Origin of the sequence: Pseudomonas sp. GM55 (assembly GCF_000282395.1) — a bacterium.
Taxonomy (GTDB): Bacteria; Pseudomonadota; Gammaproteobacteria; order Pseudomonadales; family Pseudomonadaceae; genus Aquipseudomonas; species Aquipseudomonas fluorescens_CC.
In genome coordinates this window covers 35,390-62,295 of sequence record NZ_AKJJ01000150.1, presented here as the reverse complement: position 1 = coordinate 62,295, position 26,906 = coordinate 35,390, and the positions used below count along the sequence as shown (strand labels likewise).

The 26,906-nt window shown below is 57.0% G+C and carries 28 protein-coding genes and 1 pseudogene; 8 read left to right on the top strand and 21 right to left on the bottom strand.

Annotated elements, in window-relative coordinates; genetic code table 11:
• Positions 1-295: 295 nt before the first annotated feature.
• Entirely contained in the window at positions 296-1,912 is a 1,617-nt protein-coding gene (locus tag PMI31_RS28775; RefSeq protein ID WP_008023585.1) for a mechanosensitive ion channel family protein, read from the top strand.
• A gap of 82 nt (positions 1,913-1,994) precedes the next feature.
• On the opposite strand, the gene PMI31_RS28770 is transcribed toward PMI31_RS28775, so the two are convergent.
• The 10 genes from PMI31_RS28770 to PMI31_RS28720 all read right to left on the bottom strand — a co-directional run bounded on the left by PMI31_RS28770 (position 1,995) and on the right by PMI31_RS28720 (position 10,281).
• A complete protein-coding gene (locus PMI31_RS28770) occupies positions 1,995-2,495 on the bottom strand; it encodes an outer membrane beta-barrel protein (protein WP_008023584.1) in 501 nt (166 codons plus the stop codon).
• A gap of 67 nt (positions 2,496-2,562) precedes the next feature.
• Positions 2,563-4,158: an EAL domain-containing protein gene (locus PMI31_RS28765; protein ID WP_008023583.1), complete on the bottom strand. Its 1,596-nt coding sequence runs from the start codon at positions 4,156-4,158 to the stop codon at positions 2,563-2,565.
• A gap of 235 nt (positions 4,159-4,393) precedes the next feature.
• Complete coding sequence (locus tag PMI31_RS28760; RefSeq protein ID WP_008023580.1) at positions 4,394-5,374, bottom strand: AraC family transcriptional regulator; 981 nt, start codon at positions 5,372-5,374, stop codon at positions 4,394-4,396.
• A 61-nt stretch (positions 5,375-5,435) separates the two neighbouring features.
• Positions 5,436-5,768 carry a hypothetical protein gene (locus PMI31_RS28755; RefSeq protein ID WP_008023579.1) on the bottom strand — a complete coding sequence of 111 codons (333 nt, stop codon included), beginning with the start codon at positions 5,766-5,768 and terminating at the stop codon, positions 5,436-5,438.
• Between the two features lie 165 nt (positions 5,769-5,933).
• On the bottom strand, positions 5,934-6,224 hold the full coding sequence (locus PMI31_RS28750; protein WP_008023578.1) for a hypothetical protein: 291 nt from the start codon (positions 6,222-6,224) through the stop codon (positions 5,934-5,936).
• Positions 6,225-6,417: 193 nt separating this feature from the next.
• On the bottom strand, positions 6,418-6,900 hold the full coding sequence (locus PMI31_RS28745) for a hypothetical protein (RefSeq protein WP_008023577.1): 483 nt from the start codon (positions 6,898-6,900) through the stop codon (positions 6,418-6,420).
• Positions 6,897-7,718, bottom strand: a complete 822-nt coding sequence (locus tag PMI31_RS28740) for a transcriptional regulator (RefSeq protein ID WP_008023575.1) — start codon at positions 7,716-7,718, stop codon at positions 6,897-6,899. The genes PMI31_RS28745 and PMI31_RS28740 overlap by 4 nt, the downstream gene beginning before the upstream one ends.
• Before the next feature lie 831 nt (positions 7,719-8,549).
• The gene (locus tag PMI31_RS28730) at positions 8,550-8,891 is read right to left on the bottom strand and encodes a hypothetical protein (RefSeq protein WP_008023573.1); all 342 of its coding nucleotides are present in this window, start codon (positions 8,889-8,891) and stop codon (positions 8,550-8,552) included.
• Positions 8,892-8,979: 88 nt separating this feature from the next.
• On the bottom strand, positions 8,980-9,441 hold the full coding sequence (locus tag PMI31_RS28725) for a hypothetical protein (protein ID WP_008023572.1): 462 nt from the start codon (positions 9,439-9,441) through the stop codon (positions 8,980-8,982).
• A 159-nt stretch (positions 9,442-9,600) separates the two neighbouring features.
• The gene (locus PMI31_RS28720) at positions 9,601-10,281 is read right to left on the bottom strand and encodes a DUF3313 domain-containing protein (RefSeq protein WP_008023571.1); all 681 of its coding nucleotides are present in this window, start codon (positions 10,279-10,281) and stop codon (positions 9,601-9,603) included.
• Between the two features lie 377 nt (positions 10,282-10,658).
• Here PMI31_RS28720 and PMI31_RS28715 point away from each other — a divergent pair, with 377 nt between their 5' ends.
• Positions 10,659-11,051 carry a GFA family protein gene (locus PMI31_RS28715; RefSeq protein ID WP_008023569.1) on the top strand — a complete coding sequence of 131 codons (393 nt, stop codon included), beginning with the start codon at positions 10,659-10,661 and terminating at the stop codon, positions 11,049-11,051.
• 280 nt (positions 11,052-11,331) lie between these two features.
• On the opposite strand, the gene PMI31_RS28710 is transcribed toward PMI31_RS28715, so the two are convergent.
• From PMI31_RS28710 to PMI31_RS28700, 3 genes are read right to left on the bottom strand one after another with little or no spacing between them, the layout of a single operon-like run.
• Positions 11,332-11,874, bottom strand: a complete 543-nt coding sequence (locus PMI31_RS28710) for a hypothetical protein (protein ID WP_052037676.1) — start codon at positions 11,872-11,874, stop codon at positions 11,332-11,334.
• A gap of 17 nt (positions 11,875-11,891) precedes the next feature.
• Positions 11,892-12,935, bottom strand: coding sequence for an SDR family oxidoreductase (locus tag PMI31_RS28705; RefSeq protein ID WP_008023565.1), 1,044 nt, complete (start codon positions 12,933-12,935; stop codon positions 11,892-11,894).
• 3 nt (positions 12,936-12,938) lie between these two features.
• Positions 12,939-13,358, bottom strand: a complete 420-nt coding sequence (locus PMI31_RS28700) for an ester cyclase (protein WP_008023562.1) — start codon at positions 13,356-13,358, stop codon at positions 12,939-12,941.
• 116 nt (positions 13,359-13,474) lie between these two features.
• Here PMI31_RS28700 and PMI31_RS28695 point away from each other — a divergent pair, with 116 nt between their 5' ends.
• Positions 13,475-14,389, top strand: a complete 915-nt coding sequence (locus PMI31_RS28695; protein ID WP_043302730.1) for a LysR family transcriptional regulator — start codon at positions 13,475-13,477, stop codon at positions 14,387-14,389.
• Positions 14,390-14,625: 236 nt separating this feature from the next.
• Here the strand turns inward: PMI31_RS28695 and PMI31_RS28690 are convergent, their stop codons facing one another.
• The 4 genes from PMI31_RS28690 to PMI31_RS28675 are packed head-to-tail and all read right to left on the bottom strand — an operon-like array spanning position 14,626 to position 17,680.
• Positions 14,626-15,390, bottom strand: coding sequence for an ABC transporter ATP-binding protein (locus PMI31_RS28690; protein WP_008023558.1), 765 nt, complete (start codon positions 15,388-15,390; stop codon positions 14,626-14,628).
• Between the two features lie 16 nt (positions 15,391-15,406).
• Positions 15,407-16,117: an ABC transporter permease gene (locus PMI31_RS28685; protein WP_008023555.1), complete on the bottom strand. Its 711-nt coding sequence runs from the start codon at positions 16,115-16,117 to the stop codon at positions 15,407-15,409.
• Complete coding sequence (locus PMI31_RS28680; protein ID WP_008023551.1) at positions 16,114-16,842, bottom strand: ABC transporter permease; 729 nt, start codon at positions 16,840-16,842, stop codon at positions 16,114-16,116. The genes PMI31_RS28685 and PMI31_RS28680 overlap by 4 nt, the downstream gene beginning before the upstream one ends.
• Before the next feature lie 55 nt (positions 16,843-16,897).
• A complete protein-coding gene (locus PMI31_RS28675; protein ID WP_008023549.1) occupies positions 16,898-17,680 on the bottom strand; it encodes a transporter substrate-binding domain-containing protein in 783 nt (260 codons plus the stop codon).
• 505 nt (positions 17,681-18,185) lie between these two features.
• On the opposite strand from PMI31_RS28675, the gene PMI31_RS28670 reads away from it, so the two are divergent.
• On the top strand, positions 18,186-18,695 hold the full coding sequence (locus PMI31_RS28670) for a YkgB family protein (protein ID WP_008023547.1): 510 nt from the start codon (positions 18,186-18,188) through the stop codon (positions 18,693-18,695).
• Positions 18,696-18,740: 45 nt separating this feature from the next.
• Here PMI31_RS28670 and PMI31_RS28665 read toward each other — a convergent pair whose 3' ends face one another.
• The gene (locus PMI31_RS28665; RefSeq protein WP_008023544.1) at positions 18,741-19,586 is read right to left on the bottom strand and encodes a helix-turn-helix transcriptional regulator; all 846 of its coding nucleotides are present in this window, start codon (positions 19,584-19,586) and stop codon (positions 18,741-18,743) included.
• A 332-nt stretch (positions 19,587-19,918) separates the two neighbouring features.
• Here PMI31_RS28665 and PMI31_RS28660 point away from each other — a divergent pair.
• A pseudogene (locus tag PMI31_RS28660) lies at positions 19,919-21,118 on the top strand (patatin-like phospholipase family protein); the annotation flags it as partial.
• Positions 21,119-21,204: 86 nt separating this feature from the next.
• Here the strand turns inward: PMI31_RS28660 and PMI31_RS28655 are convergent.
• Positions 21,205-22,137, bottom strand: coding sequence for a LysR family transcriptional regulator (locus PMI31_RS28655; protein WP_008023541.1), 933 nt, complete (start codon positions 22,135-22,137; stop codon positions 21,205-21,207).
• A gap of 267 nt (positions 22,138-22,404) precedes the next feature.
• Between PMI31_RS28655 and PMI31_RS28650 the strand changes: the two genes are divergently transcribed.
• The gene (locus tag PMI31_RS28650) at positions 22,405-22,845 is read left to right on the top strand and encodes a DoxX family protein (protein ID WP_008023538.1); all 441 of its coding nucleotides are present in this window, start codon (positions 22,405-22,407) and stop codon (positions 22,843-22,845) included.
• Between the two features lie 71 nt (positions 22,846-22,916).
• On the top strand, positions 22,917-23,840 hold the full coding sequence (locus tag PMI31_RS28645; protein WP_008023536.1) for an NADP-dependent oxidoreductase: 924 nt from the start codon (positions 22,917-22,919) through the stop codon (positions 23,838-23,840).
• Positions 23,841-23,860: 20 nt separating this feature from the next.
• On the opposite strand, the gene PMI31_RS28640 is transcribed toward PMI31_RS28645, so the two are convergent.
• Positions 23,861-24,772 (bottom strand): LysR family transcriptional regulator, encoded by a 912-nt coding sequence (locus PMI31_RS28640; RefSeq protein WP_008023535.1) that lies wholly within the window; start codon positions 24,770-24,772, stop codon positions 23,861-23,863.
• Positions 24,773-24,894: 122 nt separating this feature from the next.
• Between PMI31_RS28640 and PMI31_RS28635 the strand changes: the two genes are divergently transcribed.
• Entirely contained in the window at positions 24,895-25,794 is a 900-nt protein-coding gene (locus PMI31_RS28635) for a pirin family protein (protein ID WP_008023533.1), read from the top strand.
• A gap of 99 nt (positions 25,795-25,893) precedes the next feature.
• On the opposite strand, the gene PMI31_RS28630 is transcribed toward PMI31_RS28635, so the two are convergent.
• A complete protein-coding gene (locus tag PMI31_RS28630) occupies positions 25,894-26,826 on the bottom strand; it encodes a universal stress protein (RefSeq protein ID WP_008023531.1) in 933 nt (310 codons plus the stop codon).
• Positions 26,827-26,906: the final 80 nt, after the last annotated feature.

The window sequence follows — 26,906 nt, the reverse complement described above, 5'->3', positions numbered from 1 at the left end:
GAGCCCTTGGTTACTTGGGGCTTTTCCAAGTAACCCGCTGTAAGAGCGGAACCATAAGCCGCCGTTACCGCAGCAATGGATATGTACACCGGTAAAAGAAACGTCACCCAACACCCCACCATCGCGAGCAGGCTCGCGCCCCCTGGGATCTTCAGTGTTTTGAGCGATTGCCGCGGGCAGTCGCCAAACCAGCAGGACGTGATCGCCTGCCCGGCAAGTCTGACAACCGTTCATCGGTGAACTACGCTGCGATACGTACCCTCGATTCGAATCTTGTGAAGTAAGGATCCGACACATGCGGAGCAGGCTGCTCGCGGTAATGTTTACTGTTTTCGGGATGTTCTGGTCGGTGCAATTGTGGGCCGAAGACCCACCGAAAGTGGTCGATGCTCCCGTCGAATTGAAAGTGGCCAACCGCAGCATCATGGTGTTCCGCGCGACCATTCTCGGTGAAGCACCTGCTTCGCGGGTCAAACGGGCGAAAGCGGTCATCGGTGAGGCGCTGGATGAAGAGGACGACCTCAAGGTCACCCTCGACCCGATCTCGAAAAGCTACATGGTGCTGCTGGGTAGCCGGCGTGCCTTCATCGTTTCACCCAAGGACTTCGACGAGACCGAATACGACTCGGTCCAGCAGGCCGCCGAAGCCGCGGCCGGCAAGCTGCGCCAGGTCGTGGCCGAAACCCGGGAAGCCCGCAGCCTACAGTTGATCCTGCGTTCCACAGGCGCCGCATTGCTGGCCACCGGCGTTTACATCGGTCTGCTGTTCGGCATGTCGCTTGTGCGGCGTAGAGTGCTGAAGAAACTGCCCGAGCTGATGCATCGGCACACCCAGGCCCTGAAAGTCGGAAGGGTTCCGCTGCTCGATGCCAATTATCTGTATCCGTTGGTCAGCCGCCTGCTGGAACTGGTGCGCTGGCTCGTCGTATTGCTGCTGACCTACGAATGGCTGGGCTTTGTCCTGTCACGCTTTCCCTACACCCGTCCCTGGGGCGAAAGCCTTAACAATTATCTGTGGGAGCTCGGTGGCTATCTGCTGCAAGGGATCGTCGGTGCCATTCCCGGCTTGGGTGTGGCGCTGGCGATCTTCTTTATCGCCCGCGGCGCCACCGCGTTCATGCGGCGGATACTGCGGCGCATGGCGGCACCGGGAACCCTCAGCTGGCTGAACCATGAAACCCTGCAACCGACCCAACGCCTGACGTCGCTGGCGATCTGGCTGTTTGCCCTGGCCATGGCCTATCCGTACCTGCCGGGTGCCGGCACCGATGCTTTCAAAGGCTTGTCGGTGTTGATCGGCCTGATGATTTCCCTGGGCGCCACCAGCGTGGTGGGCCAGGCGGCGGCGGGGTTGATCCTGACCTACACCCGAACCCTGCGCCCCGGCGAATTCGTGCGCATTGGCGACTACGAAGGCACGGTGACCGAACTGGGCATGTTTACCACCAGCATCCGCACCGGTCTGGGCGAGGTGCTGACCCTGCCCAACTCGATGATCACCGGCACCGTCACCAAGAACTACTCGCGGGTCGTACAAGGCCCTGGTTACGTGGTCGACACCGTCGTGACCATCGGCTACGACACGCCGTGGCGGCAGGTGGAAGCGATGTTGCTGGAGGCCGCAAAACGCACACCGGGGATTCTCGAAGTGCCGCCGGCCCAGGTGTTTCAGACGGCATTGTCGGACTTCTACCCGGAATACCGACTGGTGGCCCAGGCCATTCCCAGCCAGCCTCGACCGCGAGCGGTGCTGCTGAGCATGCTGCACGCCAACATCCAGGATGTGTTCAACGAGTACGGCGTGCAGATCATGTCGCCGCACTACCTGGGCGATCCGCAACAGGAGAAATGGGTGCCCAGGGACAAGTGGTACCCGGCACCTGCGCAAGAACCGAAGGAACCGTTGAAGTAATGGCAGGGGACTGCCAGGGCGGGGACGAGCGTTGCACAGAGGGCGTAGAGCGACCGGTGAAGGCCGCTCAGTTTCAGCGGTGTTAAAAAAGAATATAGGCGGATGCGGTCGTCTGATTCAGGTCGATCCCTCCGACCTCCAGAACTTCGTATTCGGCGCGCAGGCCGATGTTGCGAAAGACATCGACCTCAAGGCCGACACCGTAGGTCAGATCAACCCCGGTGTCGTCGTCGGTGGCGTTGCCGTCGGCGTCCCAGGCGTGGGCACCGACACTGCCGAACACCCGCAACCGATCACCTATTGGAAAACCGACATGGGCGGCAGCCTGGGCTGACTTGCCTTCGAAATCGATATTCTTGTCCTTGAATTGACCAAGATCGACGTAGGCACCTTCGAAGGCCAGGTAGCTATTGACGCGATACCCTGCATAAACCTTGTAGCTGGTGTCGTCGTCGTCCAGTCTGGATTCGTCGCTCTGGATGCTGCTGACGCCAGCTCCAAGATATAAACCTTTGTCATCAGCGAGCGCCTGGAAAGACAGCAGCGATAGCAGTGAAGCGAAGCCAAGGTTTCGAAGTAGCATCTGTAGTGGAGTCCTTGTACAGGTTTTGGTGTTAGGGTTCGGCGTGCATTTGAGGGGCCTCGAGGGGCTAATGGAAATCATTGATTGATATTTTCGAGTCGTAGGGCGGGATGTTTGCCGGGCATTGAAAGTAGCGTCTTGCCAACGCTTGAATCGGCAGCGCTTTGGAGAACAACCAGCCTTGTGCCAATACAACCCCCTCTGAAACCAGGTGCGGCAGTTGCTCCTGAGTCTCGACACCCTCGGCAACCACCTTGAGTCTTAGCGACTTGGCCAACTGGGCAATGTGTCGCCACATGGCATCCCTGGCCGCGATCTTGTCGTCGGCGATGAATGAGCGATCTATTTTCAGAATATCGAAAGGCACTGAATCCAGGAGCGAGAGGTTGGAATAGCCGATACCGAAGTCGTCTACGGCAATGCGATGGCCGCACGCACGAAGCCGTCGCAATTGCATCGCGGCAGGTTTGTGATCGAGCAAGGTCCTTTCGGTGATTTCAAACGTCATGGCGGACGGCGGCATGCGATAGGTTGCCAGCAGGCTGGCCACAAAGTCGGGAAAGGTTGGGTCCTGAATATCCCGGGCGGAAAGATTGACCGTTATGTAGAAGTCCTTGCACGCCCAAAGGTAAGTGCTGTAATCCTCCGCCACTTGTCGAATCACCGAACGTGTAAGTTGGCGGATCAAGTCGGACTTCTCCGCCACCGCAATGAAAACATCCGCAGGTACAGGGTTGCCGTTGACGTTCCAGCGTGAAAGCGATTCGGCGCCAACCAGGTAACCCGTGGTCAAATTGACGATCGGCTGATAGTGAACACTCAGTGTGTTGGCTTTTATGGCATTGCGAAGCCGTACGGCAGTGGAGGTGTAATGCCGTTGGATACACCTTGCGAGGAGGAGTAGCGCTGCGAACAGGCACACGAGGCCAATGAATAGTTTGAATTTGAGACTTGTCAGGTAACTCAACGGAAGCGAAATGACGGCGATCAGTTCATTTCGGTTGCCCGCATAGGCGATGAAGACCTTGTCTGCCGAGGTAACGAGTTCTTCAAGGTGGAGCGGCTTCTGCGTCGCCAGGGCCTTGGGGCCCGTAGAGGCAATGGGCACTGCGCCGCCGGGGCCGATGAGGTCAAGTTGCAGGTCCTCGGGAAGCTTCAGATTGTCGAGCAGGAGCTTCTTGTTTGCCCAGACGTAGGTTGACTGTTCCGACACAACGATAAAGTCGGTGTCCGCAGAAACGGCGTGGCCGGAATCAACCCAATAGGTTCGCTTTCCAACGGAGAACTTGTGCTTTGTGTTATCGGCCAGTATCGACGGGAGTTCTTGTCCGTAGGAGGAACAGACCTTGCCATTCGATAGCTGGATGGCTGCCTGATCAACAAAACGCAGGTTTTTAACCAGGTCGGCCAGTTGTGAATATTGCTCGGCGGAGCACTCCCGGCCCGAGCGATCAAGATCGCCGAGGGTTCCCAGTACCTTGTCGATCTGAGTATTAGGCTCGACTTGCACAGCACGCAGATCGGCATAAACGTTATTCAATTTCCGTGCAATGAATGGCTCGGCCAGTAATCCGGCACAGAACCAAGCGGCCCAACCCGCAGCTGCAATCAGACATACAGTGACTGCGTGCCTTCCAGGTAATGCTTTATATAAGGCAGCCATCGAAAAACCCCGAGGTATTATTGTGTCACTGCGCACCCTGTAGTCACGTATTAAATGTCTTCAGTACCAGTCAATTGCCCAGGCCAACAAGATGCCGCTGGCGTAGGCGGTAATGCACAGGATGATCTTCTGCTTGAGCGGTAGTGTGTTTATTCGATGATGCATGCTTATCTCCTTGAGCGGGAAAATAAGCAATTGTGAGTACCTATGCCTGGTAAGACGTAATTATTAATCGTTATTTGCAGGGTTTTGATAAAAGCCCGCCAACGATCTGATTGTAAACGGAGGAGGTCGTGTTCCTGGGCTTGGCCGAGTTGCGCCGGGCCGTTTCCGACGGTGTCTCTCCGTAAGCAATCTGATACGCCTTGGAAAACCGACCCAGATGATGAAAGTTCCAGAACATCGCGGTTTCCGTCACGGTGGGCCAGGTTTTATTGATCAGATCCTGGCGGGCACTGGCGAGTCTCAAGTTCCGGATATACGCGATTGGCGACATCCCGAACGTTTCAATAAAGCCAAAGTGCAGGGTGCGGGTTGTGGTTTCAAGTTGCCTTACGAGTGACTTTATGGTGAGCGTCTTTTTTGTGTTTTCATGTATGTACTCTATGGCTTCTATCGCCACCTTTCTTCTTGTCGGGACTTTACGGCTGAAGCCGCCAGCGGGCGTCAACGCCTGCAATAGAGAAGCAAGTACCGCATCGGCGTCGTTGATGTCGTCACAGGCGTCGCCAATGGCTTGAATGGCAGATCGTATGAATTGAAAATTCTCGGCCTGGAAACTGTGCTCTGTTCTGTTAGCAAGTACATCGATGACCGAGCGACGTTGGCGGCACCGGTCATAATGCTCCAGTGTTGTGGTCAGGGTGAAAAGCGTTTCATTCGGTTCGCAGGTGTAATGCACCGACTCATCGCTGCGCAGTACGATGATTTCGTTGGGCCGCAGTTTGTGACTGTTGACGACAGGGCGACCAATCGGGGCGTGCGAAATGGCGAATGTCACGCATCCGGCAGGGACAGCGCTGACCAGCGTGACGGATGAGTCGAACTCAAGACGACTGCACTGGAGTTCGGCGCTGTGAAAGAGCTTATGTTGGCGAATGTGCGCCTCATGCTCAGTCGGGATAAGGCTCATTTCCCATTTGCCTATCGTTCTATTCAGTTGGCTTGGCAAGGCAGAAGACAAATGAAAGATTTCATCGGGCGGTGCGATACTCATGAAATTGAAAGCTCATCTGTTAAATGATTAGGGTCAGGCAATGACTGTCCGCGCAGCGTTGTCAGAGCCCCCGGATCAGTTCCAGTTCCGCGGAAAATGCGTACTTGCTGTCCGATGGAGAGTCGTCCATGTGCTGGACGTTGCGCGGGTCAACCTTCGCACTGAAGATTTTCGATTGGGGTTTCATCGGGTCAATGGCGGCGGCTGAAAATGAATGAAAGTCGTCAATGCGATAACCCGTGTTTACCTGATAGCCGGTTTTCACAGCACTTGGGGCCTTCTTGTCGGTTTCGGCACAGGTCAATTTTGCACTGTAGACTCCCTTGTCGTCGGCCATGGCCTTGAGAGAAAGCAATAAACCAAACGACACGGTGACGAAGTTTTTCAGCAGCATCGAGGCGATTTCCTTATTAGCAGTTCATTCAGGCAGAACGCAGTATCAGCTGCAGCTCTGCCACGGATTGGTCTGCAAACAATCTCACCCGGATTGCACCTGCCAAAATCAAAAACTCATATTTACCAAGTCGTCAGAAGGGGCCCGTCACCGCCTGTGTCGGCCTCATAGCCATATGCGCGAGTTGGCGTAACTGATGCTGGCATCACCTTGTGGAGGGCCAGAGAGAGGGAAATCACTTTCCTGCTCGTCGGTGTGATACTCATTCTCGGTATGAATTTTCAGATGCGACATTTTCTGGCTTTCATCGGGGCTTGTTTCAATTTCAAAATATTCAATTGTCGTGCTTTCGACGGCGTGCTCGTCGTGCGCTAGCGAATAAAGTGGCATGGCAGACAAAAACAGAACCGCCAGGAATCCCAAAGTCGGCGATTTGCTGGTTCGCAGGAAGTGCATGGCTTTCACTTGATTCCCCTGTATAGGGCATTGTCCCGGATGGGAATCAAGCAGGCTCGATCCCAGAGATTATCGGCGGGGGATTTTTTGCTGGCGTGCCATCTGATTCAAATCAATAACTGTTATTTTTGCCTGGAAGATTCTTTGATGTGAATCTGTGCCAGGCCGGTGTCGGGTCGGTGCGGGAGGGCGACTAATGGTTCATGCAGCGCAAGCGGCCAAGTTCATGCAGGTAAAAACACACGGCATTCTTGTTCTGCGTCGGAATCAATTCGTAGTTTAGTATGGCGCCTTCTTGCAAGACGTATTGGCGTCTGAAGAACAGGTCGGGGGTCTTTTCAATGGCAAAGAGTTCATTGTCCTGACTGAGTTTGACGTTCCTGACTTGAATCTGCACGTGTGTTTTGTTTTCTCCGATTATATTCGCCGAAATGGTCGCATTGCGGATTTGTCCATTCAGGCTTTCCAGCGTGGTTCCAGTGAGTCGACCATGCCCGATGGTGAGGTATTCTTCGGTATTGAGTTGATTGAGGTCTTCCAGCCATTGCCGGGTTTTTGTTTGATAGCTGGTGTTTTCCATGTAGTGCGAAGGCGAATAAAAAAAGGAGAAAATGCACAGTGCATTGATCAGGGCAATAATCGGCCAGTGAATGACTTGCGGGATCTCAAACTTCATAAGGTGACTTCCAGACATTGACGAATCATCAAGGCGAGGTCTCTTTCACTGCTGTTCAATTGCAGATTTGCGGTGCTTAGATCCGGGCGAATGCACGAAACGGAATAGTTGGCTTTATACAGGTTGATCCAGACTTGACCTTTCAGGCTTGGCGGCAGCTGTTCAGATTGTTTGGCCGACAGTTCCATCAGCGCTCGTGCTTCGGCCAGATCATTGCCTACGGCGTGGATGACCAATCCATTCTTGTCGACGCTGGACACTTCAATTTTTGGCGCGTCGAAATCGAATTGAAAAACAGTAAAGGCAACGACTGCCAGCGTAACGATGTAAGCGATCAGTTGGGCCTTTGTAATGCCGATGGTTTTTCCGGTTTTACCTGAAGGTGTTGGCGGCTCATCACTACCAGGTGGCGGCAGTTGTCCAGCGTCGGGAACAGGTGGCTGCGCAGTTTCCTCCAAGGGAGTTGGTACATCTGCTGCTGCATCGACTATGCAGTTGCGGTTGAAGCAATATCCTCGTCGAGGAACAGTCATCAAAATCTCGTGATCCCGACTGTCATTAAGAATATTACGTAGTGAGAAAACGGTTTGATTCAAACTGCCGGAGGCAACCACGCGGTCATTCCAGGTGTAGTCGATGATTTCGTCGCGGCTTTTAGTGACACCTGGCTCCATGAGCAGCAGGTCCAACAGGCGTGACTCGGCTCTGCCTAGCGTGGAATTTTGTACATCTCCATGGGGGGTTGTAATGGAAAGCACGGCGCTGTCTGGGTCAAATACTGCCACAGCGCCATTTTTCAACTTGAAGGTGTGGCTCATAGAAAACTTCCGTTCAGGCGATACAGGCCTGAGTATAGGGGCCGGAGTTGGCTCGGTACATTCTGGTCTTGGAGGTGAACGAAGATGAGGGCCAGGCGGAAGGTGCACTGTGTGTCGCATCTACAGTGCTGGAACGGCTCGTTTCAGAGGCGTGCAGTGTGGCCAACAGCCCTGGCTGCCACTGGCATCGGTTGAATCAAACGAAGGAAAAGCATTGCTGGATGACCCATGGTTTTTGATTTTGACACCATGAATAATGCTTGGAATGGACTGTTTGCGCTATCCGAAAACTGCAAGCTCGGGCAGGTGGATTTGCACGCAGCCAGGTCTGAGTGGACCGCCATCGTTGCCCAGACAAGGCATGAGTTGCTACTTGAACGGGTAGAGAGTTTTCCCAATACAAGTCAATGATTGTTTTTTGTGCGCCTGGTTGACTACAAAGAATTTTTGATTCCAATTAGCTTTGAACCAGGCTCGTTACCGCTTTAAATGGATCTCGAGGAACGTTGATACCTATCGCGTTCAGGGTCTGCCTGTCGCGACGTAAACGATCCTCACCTCTCGTTCAACGGCCTTTGCCCCGCGTCCTTTCATGAGGGACGCGGGGCTTTTTTTGGGGTCTTCACGGAATCCCGGGAAACTGTAGGAGCCAGCTTGCTGGCGATGGACTCAAGTGCGCCGCGTTTATCCAGTTCACACGCGTTATCGTTAACGACCATCGCCAGCAAGCCGGCTCCTACAGGAATTGCGTTATCTATGTTTCCCGGGATTGCGTGATGAACCTTTTTTTGGGCTGCTCTAACACCTGAAACGGCAAGTCGCTGGCTGGTGCTACAGGCATTCCTGTGCAACACGCTCGAAGCTCGATGGCTTGAAGGTCGAGGCCAGCAATTGGCGCTCGTATAGATACACCTTGCCTCCATCCTGTGCCCTATGGGTTTCCAGCACGGTGTCTACGGCAACTTTGCTCGAAACGACAACCCGGTAGCTGCGTTCGCTCCCTGACACCAAAGGGCTCATCTGTTTGTCCTTTAACTTCGGTACGAGGCAGTCGACATACTGCTCGGGCGATTTGTCCGTTTGCAACGTTGAAGTCGGGGTGTTCGGGGAGGTGGCGCAACCGGCCAGGAGCCAGGAAGCGAACATCACGACAGGAACACATACAAGGCGCATGGGTGGAGCCCTCAAGTTCAATTCGGTTTGATTCGTTGAGTCATGGACTGGAAGGTCGATAAACGTTTCGGGTCATCTTTGCCGCCGATCAAGGCAAAACATCGTAGCCACGTTGTTGCAGGCAACTGCTATAGACCGAGTTGCTGGCGGTGGTGCTTTGCTGGCTCGCATTCAGGTTCTGCCGGCGCTCCTGTCGCTGCCTGGAAGCCCCCACAACGGCGCCCGCAGCCGCGGCACTGCGTGCCCGGTTCTGGCGATAGTCTTGCTTGGTATCGTCGTCGATCTGGTCATAGACGTTTTCATGCTGGCGGCCCCGAACTTCTGCCGCGGCGGCCCCGGCTACCGCGGCGGTTGCGGCGCCCTTTACCCGGCCGCCGGAAGGCACGGTGCTCTGTACCGGATATTGCGCGTTGGCCTGGGATTGGCAGGCACTGGTGTCCTGCTGGATGGTCTGGGAAGTCTGACCTTTGAGGGGGATCACCGTCGCCGCCTGGGCGTTGATGCTCAGTGACACAATAAGGGTCGCTAAGGTATGGGCCAGTATTTTCATCATTGAACCTCACGTCAGGCGTCGGCGCGGCTAACGGTTTGTCAGAGGGTAAACGTGGCGTGGCGCCACTTCGAAACCCCATGCCGGTCTGCTTGCCATGCCTTCCAATGCCGCTGGACGGCAGGCACTGCGACGTTTGCGATGGGGTTTGCTTGAGCGTCAATGCTTGAGGAGGAGGGCCTGCATATCGTCGGTCATGCCTTTGAGTGCAACCTTGAAGTCATTGGCGACAATCGGCTGCTCGGCGTTATCGAGTGTCGCGCCGAACACCTTGCGAACGACCTTCGCGACTGGCAAACCGGTCTTGGCGTCGATCAGGTTGGCTTCGATGTACATTTCGGCAGTCTGGTCCCGATGCCCGGTGGCTGCTTGTGTCGCCCCGACAATGGCCCCGATCGGAACGGCCTCATACCAGTGCATGCCTTCGTTGTTGGCGCTGACGTGAGTGATCGCCGCTTGCAGGATCAGCGAACGCGAATTGGTTGGCGCCAGTTGCGGGTAAGGGACGATTGCATAGCGGCGGGCAAAGGCGGTCTTGACGCTGTTGCTGGCCATCAATTGCAAGTCTTGCAGTGTCTTCAGGCTGACGCGCGCGGTCGGCTTCGGTGCCGGATACAGCTCCATCTGCCTGAACACCACTGTGGAGTACGCGCGAGGATCGAACCCCGGCGATACCCAGCGCAATACTTTCTGCTCACTCGGTGTAGTTTGCTCCTCCAGGCCCTGGTAGTTGCCCAGGAAGCCCGAGTATTGCTCTTGCTGCGCCACTTTCGAGACGCAGCCGACCTGAAATACACAGCTCAAAGCAATACCCGCAATCCATTTATTCGACATGCCCATGTGTTTGGTTCTCAATTGATGAAAATTGTCATTCGGGTTCCGGCCTGGCGCCAGGCATTGGTCTGGGTGCCTTGCATTCGGGCACGGGTACTCGCCAGTCGGTTACGCAAAGCAGGTGCTTGCACGCCGTCAATGCGGGCCGAATGCTGCCTGCAGCAGCGGGATAATCCGAATCAATAACTCTCAAAAACTGTTAAACGCAGGGTCGGTGAGTGGCTGTGCCGGGCTGGAAGTGGAGGCGTTGTGTCGGCATTGGCGCATCCACCAGCGGTAGCCTGACAACCTTGGGGGGGGACGTCGAATCGACCTACAATTGGCAATCGTGCGATTGATCGGATTCGATCAACCTGACGGTGTGGTTTCAGAGGAGACACGGCATGGACCGATTCACCGGCGGTTGTTTGTGCGGCAACGTGCGCCTGGTCGCGTCGGGGCGCCCGTTCCGGGTTGGCATTTGTCACTGCCTCGACTGCCGCAAGCATCATGGGGCGCTGTTTCACGCGTCCGCGATTTTTCATCAGGATGCCGTGACGATCGAAGGTGAAACCCGTGACTACGCCGGACGGCATTTCTGCCCGCACTGCGGTTCGTCCGTGTTCGCACGCAGCGCAGACGAAATCGAAGTGAACCTCGGGTCCCTGGATGCCCCTGACCAGCTGACGCCAACCTACGAGAGCTGGGTCGTGCGTCGCGAGGCCTGGTTGCCGCCGTTTCCGCTGACACGACACTACGAACGCGATCGGGATTCCACGGGGCGTATTGAAGACTAGCGGGCATGAGTTGCTGTATGCCATGGTTTTCATCGGGAAGCCGCAACCCAATGCGGACATTCGGCTCGGCTCGGGATAGGAACAGGAACAGGGCTGGAAGTATTACCGTCGTCCAGCCCATCCCTGTGGAGATCAGACGGTGACTACCACTTTTGCGATCTGCTGATTGGCTTCGAGGTAGCGGTGGGCTTCCTCGATGTCGTTACAACCATACCAATTTCAGCTCGGTCAGTTTTGATGGAGATTTCACCGATCTCTTTAAAGCCGAAATTCTCACCTTTTAAACACCGCCATTTTGATACACCGTCGCACTCCAATATTGGCTACCGTTACGTTTTTGGCGAGTCCATCCATCTGCCACCAGTTGTCTGGCGATCATTCGATTCATAAAGCCATGCCCGAGCAGCAAAACCGGTCCTTCGTTGGCAAGGGACTGAAGTCGTTGCGCTGCCGTGCGGGCGCGCACCCTCGCAGCGCCGACGGATTCGACACTGCGTGAGTAACCGCACAACCATAAGATTCGAAGGATAAATGCCCAGGTAAACGGCGATAGCCGTGGCAGTTTCCAGTGACCATAAGGCAGTGGCGCTTCACGGAAAAGCGCGTCGACGAGGGCGGGCTTCAGGCCGAGAGCCTGGACGGACGCCAGTGCACGAGGCGCGTTGCTTGAGACAATCACCGTGGCGGTTGCGGCGAGCTGCATGCTGGCATCCGGGACGGGTTGGTTGGTAATTTCGGACCGGTTGTAATGTTCGATCCAGTCTTTCATATCGAGCGCTGACATTTTGTCGCTTGCGACGAGCTTTGGCTGGCCGTGACGCATCAGGATTATTTTTCTGCTCACTGTCTGCTTACGTCCTTGTCCTGGTGTGTTTCAAACCAACCGTGATCTCGGTACCACGCCACTGTATCGGCAATTGTTTGCTCCAACGCCCGGAAACTCAGGTCAAGCTCTCGTTCACTCTTGCCGTGATTGAAACAGGTGCGGTCCTTTTCTCGTACCAGCAGGCGCAACGTGGCCATGCTCAGCAGAATCGGCTTGCCGGTAATACGCGCATAGATTTCCTGCACAGCCGCCAAGGCGTACAGAAAGGGCAGCGGCAGTTGTCGAACGGGTGTCTTGACGCCTGCGATACGCCCAAGAACGGGCACCAGCTCACGCATTGTCATAGGCCGGCCGGCCGCGAGATAGCGCTCACCTCGGCGCCCATACCTGGCTGCGGTGATCTGCGCCAATGCCACATCGCGGGCATCGACAACGGAGAAGCTACCGGGGATCAGTCCGGGCAATTTGCCGCGTACGACATCGTTGACCAACTGTCCCGAGGAGGTCGGGCCAATGTCGGCAGGGCCCCACATCCAGCCAGGCAGGACCATGCAGGCATGCATATCGGGATGGACTTCCAGGAATGACAAGACGATACGGTCGGCGAGGATCTTGCTGCGGTAATAGTCATCCGCGTCGGCGTCGGCCCGCAGGCAGGTTTCATCGATTGACGTGCCGGGAGCGCCGTCGAGCACGGCAATGGAAGACGTATGGATGAACCGTCGTATACCCGCGCGGTAGGCCTGACCAAGCAGGCTCCGGGTACCGGACACATTAATTTTTTCAAGTTCCTCCCAGTGGCTGCCGCCCTTGTAGTTGTCGCGAAAGAACGCTGCGGTGTGGAACACCGTATCGCAGCCTTGCAGCGACGCTGCGAACGCGTCGACATCGGCCATGTCACCCACCACCAGTTCCACACCCGGCAAATGCTTGAACTGTTGTTCACCTTTGGCTCTTGAACGGACCAGGGCTTTGACCACGCAGCCACGAGCGACCAATTCGCGCACCAGGTTGTTGCCCAACAAGCCGGTCGCGCCAGTGACGAATGTGTTATGCATGTGTCAGCCCTCACTCTGATCGGCTAACGGCATCAACACCGCACTGTCGAAGAAGGCCTCTTCACGTATGGCCAACCCGTCTCTGAAGGTGAAGTGTGCGGCGTAGTACGCGGCAATGTGGCGTCCATGGGGTGGAATCACCCGGTCCGACAGCACTAATGGTGCAGTGAAGGTGCCGGTCAGGAGGGCGGTGAGTGCCAAGCGATCGTCAGCGATGATAAATGGGCTCAAGGTCACCTTGGCATCGGGGAACGCTTCGAGTAATGCGCGCTCTCGCTTGTGCATGGCCTCCCGACCGGTTTGTATCCCCATGCCATCGAAGTAGACGAAGTCTTCGGAAACCAGCGCAAGCATCGCCTCCAGGTCTCGGCGATTAAAGGCGCTGGCGGCGCGTTCCGCATAGTCGTTTGGGCCAGTATTCATACAGTCCATTCCATTCTTTTCGAGGGGGTGTAGATATACCGTTGACGCCTCTGCCGAAAAACAGCGACTGCTGCATAATGGATTTGCAAATTTGCGGATCAGGGAAGATATGAAGCATGGCTTTGCAAGCAAACTGGGACGATCTTCGCCTGCTGTTGGCAGTCTCGCGACGTGGCAGCTTTCTTCAGGCCGGCCAATTGCTGGGGGTCGCTGCGTCTACTGTGGCGCGACGGCTGACCCAACTTGAAGGCGCACTTGGCGAGCCACTCGTCGAGCGGGGAGTCGAAGGATGCAGGTTGACCCCGCGAGGCCAATCCCTCGTGGACGTTGCCCTGGCTGCAGAAGCGGGCTTGAGGCGTCAAACCGTTACAGGCATGTCCGAGCTACACACAGAGCTGTCTGGCAGTGTCGTGGTCAGTGCAGGGGAGGGGTTCTCGTCTTGCGTGCTGGAGGCCGCGAGTCGCTTCACCACTCTGCATCCGCGATGCTCGGTGGAGTTGCTGATAACAGCCGACTTTCACAAGATCGTCCGCGGCGTCGCAGACATTGCTGTACGCACGACTCATCTGGGTGAACCGTCGCTGATTTATCGCTCCATAGGCAGGCTCGCTTACGGTGTCTTCGCCGATGCAGGTTATCTGAAGCGGTTTCCAGGGCTGACTCCGGCCACTGCGGTCAATATTGGCTTGCTTCCTCCGCTGGACATGTTGCCGCAAATGCGTGTGGCAAAGGCCGCGGGGCTGGACCGCACGCAGATCAGCGTGAGCTCGTTCGCGGTTCAGCTCGAATCGGTGAGGCGAGGTATGGGCGTGGCGGTGCTGCCCCGTATTCTGGCGAAGGATCTGATTGGGCTGTTCCCGGATCTCCAGCTTCCAGATATGGAGGTCTATCTGGTGACCCGGCCGCAGGCATTGAAACAGGCTCACATCAAATGTTTTTTTGTCATCCTGGAGCAGGTGTTGCTTGAAGCCCTTTCCATGGAAAGTGACGAAGGTTACCTCTTGGGGGGGCGCCCCGAAATGGGCGCATAAGGCATCTTGCAGGTTGTACGATAATGGTGGAAAACAATCGGAACTGCGGTCGCAACCTTAGTCTGGCGAGAAAAGAGGAGGACTGCTTTTGGCCGACTGAAGCCTGCCGCGAAGGGCCGCGTACAACTGTGGATTCAACCGGTGGACGCAACAGATTGGCCAAATCGTTCAGCGGGCGTTTTGAGGGTTGAGCCAGCGCCTTCGAGCGACCCTGCGGTTGCTCGAAGGCGCTGCGGTTACTTCAGGTTGCCGCTGAGGAATTGCTGCAGGCGCTCGCTTTTCGGGTTGCCCAATACATCTTCGGGCGCGCCCTGTTCTTCGACCCGCCCCTGGTGCAGGAACAGCACCTGGTTCGACACTTTGCGCGCAAAGCTCATTTCGTGGGTCACCATGATCATGGTGCGGCCTTCTTCGGCCAGCCCCTGGATCACCTTGAGCACTTCGCCCACCAGTTCCGGGTCCAGGGCCGAAGTCGGCTCGTCGAACAGCATGATCTCCGGTTCCATGCTCAGGGCACGGGCAATGGCGACCCGTTGTTGCTGACCCCCTGAGAGAAACGCCGGGTATTGATCTGCAACCCGTGCCGGCAAACCGACCTTGTCCAGGTAACGCCGGGCGCGATCCTCCGCGTCCTTCTTGCTGACGCCCAGCACCCGGCGCGGGGCCATGGTGATGTTTTCCAGTACGGTCATGTGGCTCCACAGGTTGAAGTGCTGGAACACCATCGCCAGGCGTGTGCGGATGCGTTGCAGTTCTTTGGCGTCGGCCACGCGCATGCCGTGGTGGTCATGGACCATTTTAATCGGCTGGTTGTCCAGGCTCATGGCGCCGTCGTTGGGTGTTTCCAGGAAGTTGATGCAACGCAGAAAGGTGCTCTTGCCCGAACCACTGGCGCCAATCAGGCTGATCACATCGCCAGTCTTGGCGTTTAGCGAAACGCCCTTGAGGACTTCATGGTTGCCGTAACTTTTGTGCAGGTTTTCAACGGTCAGTTTGTACATGAACAAGCATCCTGAATTAATGAGCCGGGCCGAGGAAAGACAACCAACGGCGTTCAGCCAGGCGGAACAGTCCGACCAGGGAGAAAGTGACTGCCAGGTAGATCAACGCGGCGATGCCGAACGACTGGAAGGTCAGGAAGGTCGCCGAGTTGGCGTCCCGCGCGACTTTCAGAATGTCCGGGATGGTCGCGGTGAAGGCCACGGTGGTGGAGTGCAGCATCAGAATCACTTCGTTGCTGTAGTAAGGCAGCGAGCGACGCAGGGCCGATGGCATGATCACGTAGGTGTACAGCTTCCAGCCGGTCAGACCATAGGCCTTGGCCGCTTCGACTTCACCATGGGCCATGCTGCGAATCGCCCCGGCGAAGATCTCCGTGGTGTAGGCGCAGGTGTTCAGGGCGAAGGCCAGGATGGTGCAGTTCATCGCATCGCGAAAGAACGCATCCAGTACTGGCTGAGCACGCACCGCGGCCAGGCTGTAAATGCCGGTGTAGCAGATCAGCAGCTGAATATAGAGCGGCGTACCGCGGAACAGATAGGTATAGAACTGCACCGGCCAGCGCACCCAGACATTGCTCGAGACCCGGGCAATCGACAGCGGGATCGACATCACGAAGCCGAAGAAGATCGAGGCACTGAGCAGCCAGAGGGTCATGGCCAGCCCGGTGATGTGATTGCCGTCCTGGAACAGGAAAGGTTTCCAGTATTCCTGCAGTAGCTCGATCATCGCACGGCCTCCCGGGTGCCTGCGGCGTAGAAGATTTCCATCCGGCGCAAGACGTAGTTCGAAACGGTGGTGATCACCAGATAGATCAAGGCGGCCAGCATCAGGAAGAAGAACAGCTGATAGGAGCTCTTGCCCGCGTCCTGAGCCACCTTGACCAGATCGGCCAGGCCAATGATCGACACCAGCGCGGTGGCCTTGAGGATCACCATCCAGTTATTACCGATGCCCGGCAGGGCAAAACGCATCATTTGCGGGAACACCACCAGGCGAAAGCGCTGGGCGCGGGTCAGGCCGTAGGCGGTAGCCGCTTCCATCTGCCCTCGCGGTACGGCAAGGATGGCGCCACGGAAGGTTTCGGTGAAATACGCACCATAGATGAAGCCCAGGGTAATGACCCCGGCGCTGAAGGGGTTGATTTCGATATAGTCCCAGCCCAGCGCTTCGGTCAGGCTGGTCAGCCAGGTTTGCAGGCTGTAGAAGATCAGCAGCATCAGCACCAGGTCCGGCACCCCGCGGATCAGTGTGGTGTAGGCCTGCGCAGGGACGCGCAGCAGTGCCGAGTTCGACAGCTTGGCGCTGGCGCCGATCAGGCCCAGGCCAACGCTCACCAGCAAGCACAGAAAGGATAATTTGACAGTCATCCAGGTGCCTTGCAGCAACAGCGGGCCAAAGCCCTTGAGGCTGAAGCCTGACAGCCCCAGGATCATCAACAGGTTTTCTAGCATTGGGCAGCCCTACGTCAATCCAGAAAGCGCCCATCCGCAAATGGGCGCAGGGTCATTATTTGCCGCTGTAGAGATTCAGATCGCCAAAGTGCTTCTGCTGAACGGCCGCATAGGTGCCGTTGTCGTGCAGTGCCTTGAGACCTTTGTTCAGCAAGGCCTGGAGCTCGGCGTTGCCTTTGGTCAGGCCCACGGCGGTTTTGGCTGGCAGCAGGGGGCTTTCGACTGGCTCGCTGATTTGGAAGTCGGCACCTGGTGGCGACTTCAGGAAGCCCAGTTCGGCTTGCAGCATGTCCTGGATCGAGGCATCGAGGCGTCCGGAGATCAGGTCGGCGTACACCTGGTCCTGGTTGGCGTAGGCCTGGGTCTCTACCCCGGCCTTGTCCAGCACCGCCTTGGCGTAGGCTTCCTGGATGGTGCCTTGCTCGTAGCCGACTTTCTTGCCCTTGAGGGAGGCCGGATCGGTGCCGATGGTCGCGCCTTTCTTGAATAACAGCGCGGTCGGGCCGGAGAACAGCTCGCTCGAGAAGTCGATGACTTTTTCACGCGCCGGCGTGACGGTCATGGAAGAGATCACGCCATCGAACTTGTTGGCCTTGAGGCCGGGAATCATGCCGTCGAAGTCGCTTTCAACCCACTTGCACTTGACCTTCAGCTCAGCGCAGATCGCGTTGCCCAGGTCGATATCGAAGCCCACCAGGCTGCCATCGGCGGCCTTGGATTCGAACGGCGCATAAGAGGGGTCGACGCCGAAGCGCAACTCCTTGTACTCCTTGGCCAGCACAGAACCGGCAGCCACACACAAAGCCAATGCAGAAAGGGTGAGAAATGCTTTTTTCATTATTTTATTCCCAAGGACCATCGAAAGCGCTTGTGCCGCAAGAGCGCATGTACTGCGTGGCGAAATGTCCTATGCACACGCAAGTACTTGTACAGACAATCATATGCAATCACCCGGCCAATTCGTGGATTGGGTGTTTTAGAAAACGCACGCAGCGCTCTGGAATGGGCTTTTCAGGCAGGTGAGTGCAGGGGGGAGGCAGCCTGCGAGGCTGTTACCAATGCAGGTTTTTACACCTGGCTGGGGTATGCGGTAACAAAGTGTGAGATCAAGGGCACCGAGTTTCCTGGCTCAATCCTTGATGCACCAACAGCAGATGGTGATGAATCAAACACAACGATATGTCTGGTTCAAGACCTGCAATGAGTCAAGACGATCTGCACTGAACGCAATACGTTCAGAAGCCATGAGCGTGGAATCAACGGCGACACTGTCTCCACTCCCAACGCACACCGCGCCGGGTTGCTGACTAGCGTTCCTCACCACACTATTGGAAGCCTTGATCATGAAAACCTTGAGTATCGAGAACCACACAACCAACAACGCACAAAACCATTCAACGCTCGGGATCAAAACCATGGCGCTTGGCACCTACGGTGCTTACTTTGCGCTCGCTGTCATTTACTTCTGGTTCGGCGGGATGAAGTTCACGCACTATGAAGCCGTCGGGCTGGTTCCGCTGGTGAGCAACAGCCCGTTCCTGGGTTGGGTTTATGAGATTTTCAGTGTCGATACCTTCTCCAGTCTGCTCGGCGTACTGGAGGTCTCGATCGGTGTTCTGATTGCAGGTCGCTTGCTGTCACCCAAGCTTTCATTGATTGGTGGTGCGCTGTCTGCCGGACTGTTCTTCACGACCTTGAGCTTCATGTTCTCGACTCCCGGCGTGATTGAACCCGGCCTCGGTTTTCCAGCCATTACGGTTGTGCCGGGCCAGTTTCTTCTTAAAGACATCGGGTTGCTTGCCGCTTCAATATTTGTGGCCGGCCATTCTCTGACTGAGCTGGAAAGCCGCTAAACCGATGATCGGCCTCTCGGGATGGCCTGAAGCAGTTCGATAGTTTCAGGCCATTGCCCCTTCATCTTTTCCTGCCAGATCTTTCATCCAGTCCCGAGGGCTGTACCCCGTCTTGCGTCGAAACGCGCGGGCAAGTGCCGAAGGACTGTCATAGCCGACCTCGGTGGCGATCAGCGTAATTGACCGTCCTTCACGCAGACGCTTCTGCGCCAGACTGATACGCCAACTCAACAGATAATCGGCAGGCGTCTGCCCGATAACAGTCCGGAAATGCACTGCGTAGGCCGCGCGAGACATGTTCGACTCGCTCGCAAGTTCCGCAATTGACCAGGCACGATGAGGGGCGTTGTGAATCTGCACCAGAGAGCGCGCCAGCCGCGAATCGGCCAGTCCGGCCATCATTCCGGTACGCAACTGTTGATGATCAAGCAGATGCCGAAACAACAGAATGATCAGCAGTTCAAACAAGCGATCCAGCGCTGCCTCCCTGCCACAATGCGTGCCCGCCGCCTCGCCGAACATCCATTTCAGCGTATCGGCCAGCATTGGCAGCTCATCCAGGGACAACACCAGACAATCGGGTAACGAAGCCGACAACGGATTATCGACCCCACCCCCGAACTCCATTGACGCACACAACAGTTGAGCGCCCTCGGACTCACCGGCCAACAGTTGATGCCGGCTGGGGCGTGGCATGAAAATCAGGCTGGGCCGGGTCAGTAGCAAGCCCTTGCGATCGGGCCCCAGCAACGTGACGCTACCAGCCTGCAGCAGGTGGATATAACCACGTCGTTCAGCGCCATCGTAGGACGCCAGGCCGCACAGCTTGCCATTGTAAAACAGGTTTGCGCGCACGCCGAACTGCGACAACAACGTAGACAAGCGATCCATGGGCGATTTCTTGGCGAGATATAGACGCCTGGATCATATCATCGACAGCTTGCGCTCCGGCGTGGCTCAAATGCTGTACGTCTTGACTGGCCGCTATCGGTACATCTGCGCCTGAAGCGACGGGCCGCCATGGGGTGTGGAAGCGGCCTCTCACCAAGGCTGTCGGCCAATGAGTTTTTTTATCATGTAATGGAGCGCAAAATGAGTTGCCTGGCGTTTGAATGACGCGTCGCAGTCGGCTGGCGTGTCGTCATTTCGGCCACCATGGCCAAGGACTTTCTCGGGTACGATGAGCGCGCTTGCTGTCGACTGCAGGGGCCGTAGGAGGCGTTTTGAAACCATTTCCTCTCAGACCTGGCGCCTCGACTCTGGACCTGTTGCTTCAAGCGTGGCTGCCGCGCCGTGATGCCGTTCCGCCAACCTTGACGGAAAAAGCCGTCATCCCAGGCATTCCCAATGCTCGCTACAGACTGGACCACGACCTGACTCCGTTCATTCAGGATGCGGTTCAGTCCAACAAGCGTGAGAGCGAGGTTCTGGCCAAGGCTGGGAAGCCGAACAATATCCTGCCGCTGGCACATATGCTGGCAGTTTCGGGCGGCGGCGATGCAGGTGCATTCGCAGCGGGACTCATTGCTGGATGGACCGAGCATGGAACTCGACCCATGTTCAAGGTCGTCACGGGCATTAGCGCGGGGGCCCTGGTCGCCCCGTTCGCTTACCTGGGCGCTGAGCACGACGGCGTGATTCGGTATGCCTGCAACGCAATCGGTCCGAAAGACATTTTTCATTCGCGAAGCGTGCTGACCCGTCTTGCCAGCGACGGTATAGCGGACAGCAAGCCACTGTCGCGTCTCATAGCAAAATACGTCACTGCGGAGATTCTTGCGGCGATTGCGGTGGAATACGCTAAAGGACGAATTCTGCTGATCGGCACAACTGACCTTGATTCAGGGCGGCCCGTCACTTGGAACATGGGCGCAATTGCCTCCAGCCAGGCACCGGGAGCGCTCGACCTCTTTCGCAACATCATGCTCGCGTCGATGAGTATTCCCGGTGCAGTCTCACCCGTCATGATCGATGTGGACGTTGACGGCAAACAGTTTCAGGAAATGCACGTGGACGGAGGGGTCATCACTCAAGTGTTTCTTTATCCGCCTAGCACCGTGATGTCGCTGAGCAAAGCCACCGGAGCGCCTTTGCGACTCGAACGTCAATTCTATGTCATTCGTAATGGGACACTGGAGCCGCAGTGGTCCGGGACAAAGCGCCGTACATTGAGCATCGGCGGTCGAGCCATCAGTGCATTGATTCAAACTCAGGGGATCAGCGACCTGGAGCGAATTTACCGTATGGCGCAGCAGGATGGAGCGGATTTCAATCTTGCGTACATAGGCTCCGACTTTTACTTTCCGCACAATCAGAAATTCGATGGCGAGTACATGAAGCGTTTGTTCGATTACGCCTTTCAACTCAGCGCGAAGGGCTATCCGTGGCATAAATCGCCGCCCTCGGAAAACACTGAACTACGAAACACCCGCTGAACGATTCAGCCAATCTGTTGCATCGACCGGTTGAGTCCACAGCCAATTGCTGCCTCTCTTCGCCAATCGATAACTTAAACAGTCGGTAGGTTGATCGCCTCGTCCAGCGCCGCGCCTTGTTGTACGAAGCGGTCGATCAACCACCTTGCCGCGGGACCCGGTGGCAGATCCGTGCGGTAGATGACGTCGAAGGAATATTGTCCGCTTTTGTATTCCGGAATGTTCAACTGCACGAGCCGACCGCTCTCCAGATCCTCCTGGACCATCGGAGCCGGCATGTTCCCCCAACCGATGCCTTCACGCAGCAGCATGTGTTTGGCGCCCAGGTCCGCCAGGCGCCAGGTGCGGTTACTGAGCACGGCGAAATCCTTGTCCTTGGTCAGCAGCGAGCGATCGGACAGCACCAGTTGCGTGAATTCTCGCCCGGCGCCTGGAACATTCGAGTCGCTCGAAGCCAGCGGATGATTCGGGGCTGCCACCGGAATCAGCTCGACGCTGCCGACGCCAATTCTTTCGATACCGTCGATACCTTCGTTCATCGGCCCACTGACGCCGATGATTGCTCCTCGGTTGATCACCAGTTCGGTGACGGCGCCGAGGGCCTCCATGTGCAAGTGCAGGGCAACCGTAGGGAATTCCTCCCGAAAGGATTTGAGTGCGTCTACTACGCGTTCCGGGGGCAGCATCACATCGAGCACCACGTGAACTTCGGCTTCGAGCCCCTGAAGCAACCCCCTCACTTTGGCGCGTAAACCGTGAACGCCGTTGGCGATGGTCTTGGCTTCGGCCAGCACGGTGCGGCCGGCGTCGGTGAGCTGCGGTTTGCGAGTGGTCTGACGGTCGAACAGCGACACGCCGAGTTGCATTTCCAGGTTGGCAATCGAGTAGCTGATGACCGAAGTGGCCCGATGCAGCTTTCTGGCAGCCGCTGCAAAACTACCGACTTCAACAACGGTCAGGAACACGCGCAGTTGGTCGAGAGTCGGTGTTCCGGGATCAGAAATCATGCCTGTTTCCTCGAACCTAATGGTCAATACCCGCAGACCGCGGATGCGGCCAGGCGCCGACCGCGAATCTGCGCGTCCGGGTCTGTTGCAGAAGTTCGTTCAGCGTTATCCACGATTGAACTGCCTTTCGATGATGTGAGTTGCTTGTCTATTTATTCGAATCTAATGATCTAAATTAGTCGGCTATTCAGATTAGATGTCAAGGCGCAAGATTTCTTCACAGCAGCGATTCATGGCGAGTCGCGCAAACTTTGAAGGAAATACCTCATGACGACTTCTGCAAACATCGCTTCTTCCACCACCTCTGAACAGAACCGTTCCGATGTGACCCAAGCCTCGGCCTCGTTGATCGGCCGCGTACTGCTCAGCGCAATCTTCATTCTTTCCGGTTTTTCGAAACTGGCCGCTCCCGCGATGATGGTCGGCTACATCAGCTCGGTAGGCCTTCCGCTTCCGCAACTGGCGCTGGTACTGGCGATCGTTGTCGAGATCGGTGGCGGCCTGGCGTTGATCGCCGGTTACCGCACCCGCACCGTTGCCGCTGTGCTGGCCGTGTTCAGCGTGTTTACCGCCCTGGCTTTTCATAACGCGCTGGGTGATCAGAACCAGTTCATTCACTTCTTCAAGAACATCGCGATGGCCGGTGGCTTGCTGCAAGTCGTGGCCTTCGGTGCCAGTCGCTTCAGCCTCGACGCTCGCCGTCGTTGATACCCCGCGCTACGAAGGCCGCCCCCTCGCAGCGCAGTGTTTTCCTGCCTTTTTCAATAGTCGAGACCTCCATGAAAGCCATACGCGTGTACGAATACGGCAGCCCTGAAGTTTTGCGTCTGGAAGATATTGCAGACCCGGTGGCAGGTGTTGGTGAAGTGCTGATCGATGTCGCCGGAGCAGGGGTCAACCCGATTGACTGGAAGATCCTGTCAGGCGCCATGAAAGCGTTCATCCCTTTACCGCTGCCGTTTACGCCGGGAGTTGAGGTGGCCGGTACCGTGATCGCGCTGGGGCAGGGCGTCACTGAGTTCAGCATCGGCGATGAAGTGTTCGGCTTCATCAATATCGTTGGCGGTTATGCGACCAAGGCAGTTGCCCAGGTTTCAAAGCTGGCGATAAAACCAAAATCGCTGAGTGCCCTGCAGGCCAGCGCTGTCCCCGCAGCTGCCCTGACGGCCTGGCAAGCACTGACCGACCACGCTGGCGTGCAACGGCGGCAGAAGGTGTTGATCCATGCCGCGGCCGGTGGGGTGGGCAGCATGGCCGTGCAGATTGCCAGGTACCTGGGCGCTGAAGTCTACGCGACAGCCTCTGAGCACAATCATGCCTACCTGAAGGACCTCGGTGCCGATTACACCATCGACTACACGACCCAGGCATTCGACGAGCTGGTGGCCGGTGTCGATGTCGTACTGGATCTGGTAGGCGGCGAAACGCAAAACCGTTCGTTCAAAGTGCTGAAAAGAAACGGTGTGCTGGTCTCGCCAGTGAGCCTGCCGAATATGTCGCTGGCCAACGACTATGGTGTGACACCCGCCAACTTTGCCACCCGTTCCGATGGCCGACAGCTTTCGCTCGTTGCCGAACTGTTCGACAAGGGCCACCTCACGGTCGATGTCGAGGCATACCCGTTGAGTGAGGCCAAAGTGGCGATCGAGAAAAGCATGGGCCGTCATTTGCGGGGCAGGCTTGTCCTCGATACAACCCGGTAAGTTGCCGGCATTGGCTGCGGTTACTGATACACCTGCGGTACATCTGCCGCATTCATTTTCCGAATCACCAAACCGATGAATGCCGACACCGCGGGTGGAAGCTGTCGGCGGCTCGGATACAGCACGTTCAGGCCGTAGCCGTTGGGCTGGTATTGAGGCAGCACCGGGACCAGTACGCCGGCATCCACTTCAAGCTTGGCCATCAGCGGCGGCAGCAGCGCGATGCCGAGGCCCGCCACGGCGGCCTTGCGCAGCGACTGAGCGGTATTGCCGCTGAAGCGCCCGGTCACTTGTATCTCTTCCTCACCCTTCGGTCCGATCAAACGCCATGTGGCGTGGCCGCCGGGATGCGCGGAAATCACGCAGTCGTGGCTCGCCAGGTCCTGTAGCGTACGGGGTGAGCCACGCGCCGCGAGGTAGTCGGGGCTGGCGACCATCCCGACGCTGCGCGGGTCAAGGATCTGACGACCGACATAGCCTGAATCGCGCAAGGGGCCGCCGCGAAAGGCAACATCGATCTGCTCGGCGATCAGGTCGGCCTTTGCATCGCTGAGCACGAAGTCGAGTCGCACGCGCGGATACGCGGCCAGAAACTCGCTGACCCACGCCATCTCGAAGAAGTCGAAAAAGTCTGCCGGAGCCGCCACGCGCACCCGGCCACTGGGCTCGCTACTGCCCGTGATCAAATCCTGTCCCGCTTCAAGCAGGTCATCGACGGCACCCACGCAACGTTCATGAAAGCCCTGGCCTGCACTGGTGAGCGTGAGCTTGCGAGTGGAGCGTTGCAGCAGCCGAGTGCCGAGCCGCGTTTCAAGCTGCTGGATGCGCCGACTCACGGTATTGGGTGGCATGCCCAGCCGTCGCGCGGCTTCTGCAAAGCTGCCGCAGTGTACTACCTGCACAAACATGGCGATGTCATTGAGATCGAGCATGGCGGGGCATTCCTGATGCTGCTGGATGAGTGCAATCCAATTGTACCGTCTTATCAAGTAATAGGGCCGAGCCTATTGTTTGCAACATCGGGCCGAAAGGCCGCCAACTTCGAGTCTTCACGATGCCTTTCAAGCAGCAGCCTCAGATCGATACACAAGTCACCGTTACCCGGCGGGCCATCCGCTACCGCACCACCGGCAGTGGGCATGGCGCGATTGTGCGGTTGATGAGTCCTTCGGACTTCGGCCACCTGATCAAGCCTTTTGTGTTCCTTGACCTGTTTGAAGGCGAGAGCTCATTCATCAACGGCATGCCGCTGCATCCGCATTCGGGCATCGCCACTGTCACCGTCATTACCGAAGGTAATTTGCGTTTCGAGGATGCTGATTCGGGTACGGGGATGATTGACTATGGCGGTGTTGAATGGATGCGCGCGGGTGGCGGGGTCTGGCATGGCAAGGAAATGTCGGTCGGTACATCGAAGCGCATTCAAGGTTTTCAATTATGGGTTGCACTACCGCCGGCGCTGGAAAACGCCAGTGTCGATAGCCAATACCTTGAGTCAAGCGTGATGCCGCAAACGGGACCGGCGCGTTTGATTCTGGGGACGTACCAGGGGGTGCAAAGCCCGGTCCGCGCTCCCGCTGGCATGAACTACCTGCTGGTCACGCTACCTGCCGGAGAGTCGTGGAGTTATGTTCCACCCAAGGGTCATGAGTCATTGTGGTTGAGTGTCAGTCGCGGATCCCTCTGCGCACCGGAGGTGATCATGGCGGGAGAGATGGTCGTCTTCGAACCCGGTAGCGGCAGCGTTACGCTCGAGGCCATGCACAGCGATACGGTCTTCGTGATCGGCTCCGCGGAGCCTCATCCTTATGATCTCGCGCTGGGAAACTACTCGGTGCATACCAACCCGCAAGCCTTGCGTACCGGGGAGGCGAAAATTTCCGAGATTGGTGCCCGGCTGCGTGAATACCTGAAAAAATCAGACGGGTCAGCCAGCGTGCCCGTTTTCAAGTAACCAGCGCGTCCGGTCAGATCCGGCTATTGAGGCGCTTGAGCGTTAGAGCATCGATTCAAGACCGTGGTATTGCTCGAGGTAGGTGCAGTTGACTAACGCCTAAGTACGTGGCCGATGGTGATGGTGGTTATACGGCCAGGAGGATGCCGCAGTATCTGTCGATGTACTGGGTGAAGGGGCGGCCAGTTCTTCCAGGTGGGTAATGATGTCGTCCGGTTTGAGCACCAGTACGTCACTGTCCAGGGTATCCAGAACCATTTCGGCGGTATTGCCGATCAATGCGCCGGACAGTCCGGTGCGGGCCACGCTACCGATCACCGTGAGCACGGCTTCGAGCTTGTGCGCGATGTACGGGATCAGCACATCGGCCGAGCCTTCCTCGATATGCAGGCGTTCGTCGCTGACGTCGAATTCGGCCTGGAATGTCTTGCACAGTTGGCGATAGAGCGCCTGAATGCTTTCTTTGAGTTGGAATACGGAGTCGGCCGCCGACAACATGGGGTAGGGGTGGGCGCTCATCATGTGTAGCGTGCCGCCGGCCAGTGTGGCGATGTCGTAGCCGTGGCTGACGATGCCGGAATGCAGGACGCGATGCTCCATATCACTGCTGCCAGCATCGATGGCCGCGAGAATGGTGCCACCGGTCCAGGGTCTTGCGGTTTTTACTATCAGCACCGGGCAAGGGCAGTATCGCAACAGCTTCCAGTCCTCGGGGGTGAGAAAGGCCTTCATCAGCGGGGTGTCGGGCAGGTGCTGCTTGATCACCAGACCGCAGCCTTCCGCTTGTTGGGCGGCGATGATGGTCTTGTGTGAACTCCCATGCCAGGCCTGCTGGGTGCTGACGCTGTAACCCTCCTGTACCAAGCCGCCTTGCATGTCGTTCAGGTAGGAGGAATGCTGGTGTCCCTTGTCGCAGGCCAGCAGATGCAGGTGCGACCGGGTGGCGCTGGCAATCATTTTGGCTCTATTCAGGATCAGGTCCCTGGACTGCTGCGAATCCACCACCACCAAGGTGTTGCGAATGGTGTGCATGAGCGTCTTCCTGTGCGTGAGTACAGTTTTAATGTGGGGCGGCGGCAAGGGCTTTCCTGGCCTTGCCCGCCCGTCAACCG

Coding starts and splice junctions, on each gene's coding strand:
- PMI31_RS28685 (WP_008023555.1), bottom strand. CDS start 16,117: ATGATCGAGCTACTGCAGGAATACTGGAAACCTTTCCTGTTCCAGGAC.
- PMI31_RS28745 (WP_008023577.1), bottom strand. CDS start 6,900: ATGAAGTTTGAGATCCCGCAAGTCATTCACTGGCCGATTATTGCCCTG.
- PMI31_RS28670 (WP_008023547.1), top strand. CDS start 18,186: ATGAAAACCTTGAGTATCGAGAACCACACAACCAACAACGCACAAAAC.
- PMI31_RS28765 (WP_008023583.1), bottom strand. CDS start 4,158: ATGGCTGCCTTATATAAAGCATTACCTGGAAGGCACGCAGTCACTGTA.
- PMI31_RS28665 (WP_008023544.1), bottom strand. CDS start 19,586: ATGGATCGCTTGTCTACGTTGTTGTCGCAGTTCGGCGTGCGCGCAAAC.
- PMI31_RS28715 (WP_008023569.1), top strand. CDS start 10,659: ATGGACCGATTCACCGGCGGTTGTTTGTGCGGCAACGTGCGCCTGGTC.
- PMI31_RS28635 (WP_008023533.1), top strand. CDS start 24,895: ATGCCTTTCAAGCAGCAGCCTCAGATCGATACACAAGTCACCGTTACC.
- PMI31_RS28720 (WP_008023571.1), bottom strand. CDS start 10,281: ATGGGCATGTCGAATAAATGGATTGCGGGTATTGCTTTGAGCTGTGTA.
- PMI31_RS28775 (WP_008023585.1), top strand. CDS start 296: ATGCGGAGCAGGCTGCTCGCGGTAATGTTTACTGTTTTCGGGATGTTC.
- PMI31_RS28650 (WP_008023538.1), top strand. CDS start 22,405: ATGACGACTTCTGCAAACATCGCTTCTTCCACCACCTCTGAACAGAAC.
- PMI31_RS28710 (WP_052037676.1), bottom strand. CDS start 11,874: ATGCGTCACGGCCAGCCAAAGCTCGTCGCAAGCGACAAAATGTCAGCG.
- PMI31_RS28760 (WP_008023580.1), bottom strand. CDS start 5,374: ATGAGTATCGCACCGCCCGATGAAATCTTTCATTTGTCTTCTGCCTTG.
- PMI31_RS28680 (WP_008023551.1), bottom strand. CDS start 16,842: ATGCTAGAAAACCTGTTGATGATCCTGGGGCTGTCAGGCTTCAGCCTC.
- PMI31_RS28755 (WP_008023579.1), bottom strand. CDS start 5,768: ATGCTGCTGAAAAACTTCGTCACCGTGTCGTTTGGTTTATTGCTTTCT.
- PMI31_RS28655 (WP_008023541.1), bottom strand. CDS start 22,137: ATGATTTCTGATCCCGGAACACCGACTCTCGACCAACTGCGCGTGTTC.
- PMI31_RS28705 (WP_008023565.1), bottom strand. CDS start 12,935: ATGCATAACACATTCGTCACTGGCGCGACCGGCTTGTTGGGCAACAAC.
- PMI31_RS28690 (WP_008023558.1), bottom strand. CDS start 15,390: ATGTACAAACTGACCGTTGAAAACCTGCACAAAAGTTACGGCAACCAT.
- PMI31_RS28630 (WP_008023531.1), bottom strand. CDS start 26,826: ATGCACACCATTCGCAACACCTTGGTGGTGGTGGATTCGCAGCAGTCC.
- PMI31_RS28725 (WP_008023572.1), bottom strand. CDS start 9,441: ATGAAAATACTGGCCCATACCTTAGCGACCCTTATTGTGTCACTGAGC.
- PMI31_RS28740 (WP_008023575.1), bottom strand. CDS start 7,718: ATGAGCCACACCTTCAAGTTGAAAAATGGCGCTGTGGCAGTATTTGAC.
- PMI31_RS28700 (WP_008023562.1), bottom strand. CDS start 13,358: ATGAATACTGGCCCAAACGACTATGCGGAACGCGCCGCCAGCGCCTTT.
- PMI31_RS28770 (WP_008023584.1), bottom strand. CDS start 2,495: ATGCTACTTCGAAACCTTGGCTTCGCTTCACTGCTATCGCTGCTGTCT.
- PMI31_RS28645 (WP_008023536.1), top strand. CDS start 22,917: ATGAAAGCCATACGCGTGTACGAATACGGCAGCCCTGAAGTTTTGCGT.
- PMI31_RS28640 (WP_008023535.1), bottom strand. CDS start 24,772: ATGCTCGATCTCAATGACATCGCCATGTTTGTGCAGGTAGTACACTGC.
- PMI31_RS28730 (WP_008023573.1), bottom strand. CDS start 8,891: ATGCGCCTTGTATGTGTTCCTGTCGTGATGTTCGCTTCCTGGCTCCTG.
- PMI31_RS28750 (WP_008023578.1), bottom strand. CDS start 6,224: ATGCACTTCCTGCGAACCAGCAAATCGCCGACTTTGGGATTCCTGGCG.
- PMI31_RS28675 (WP_008023549.1), bottom strand. CDS start 17,680: ATGAAAAAAGCATTTCTCACCCTTTCTGCATTGGCTTTGTGTGTGGCT.
- PMI31_RS28695 (WP_043302730.1), top strand. CDS start 13,475: ATGGCTTTGCAAGCAAACTGGGACGATCTTCGCCTGCTGTTGGCAGTC.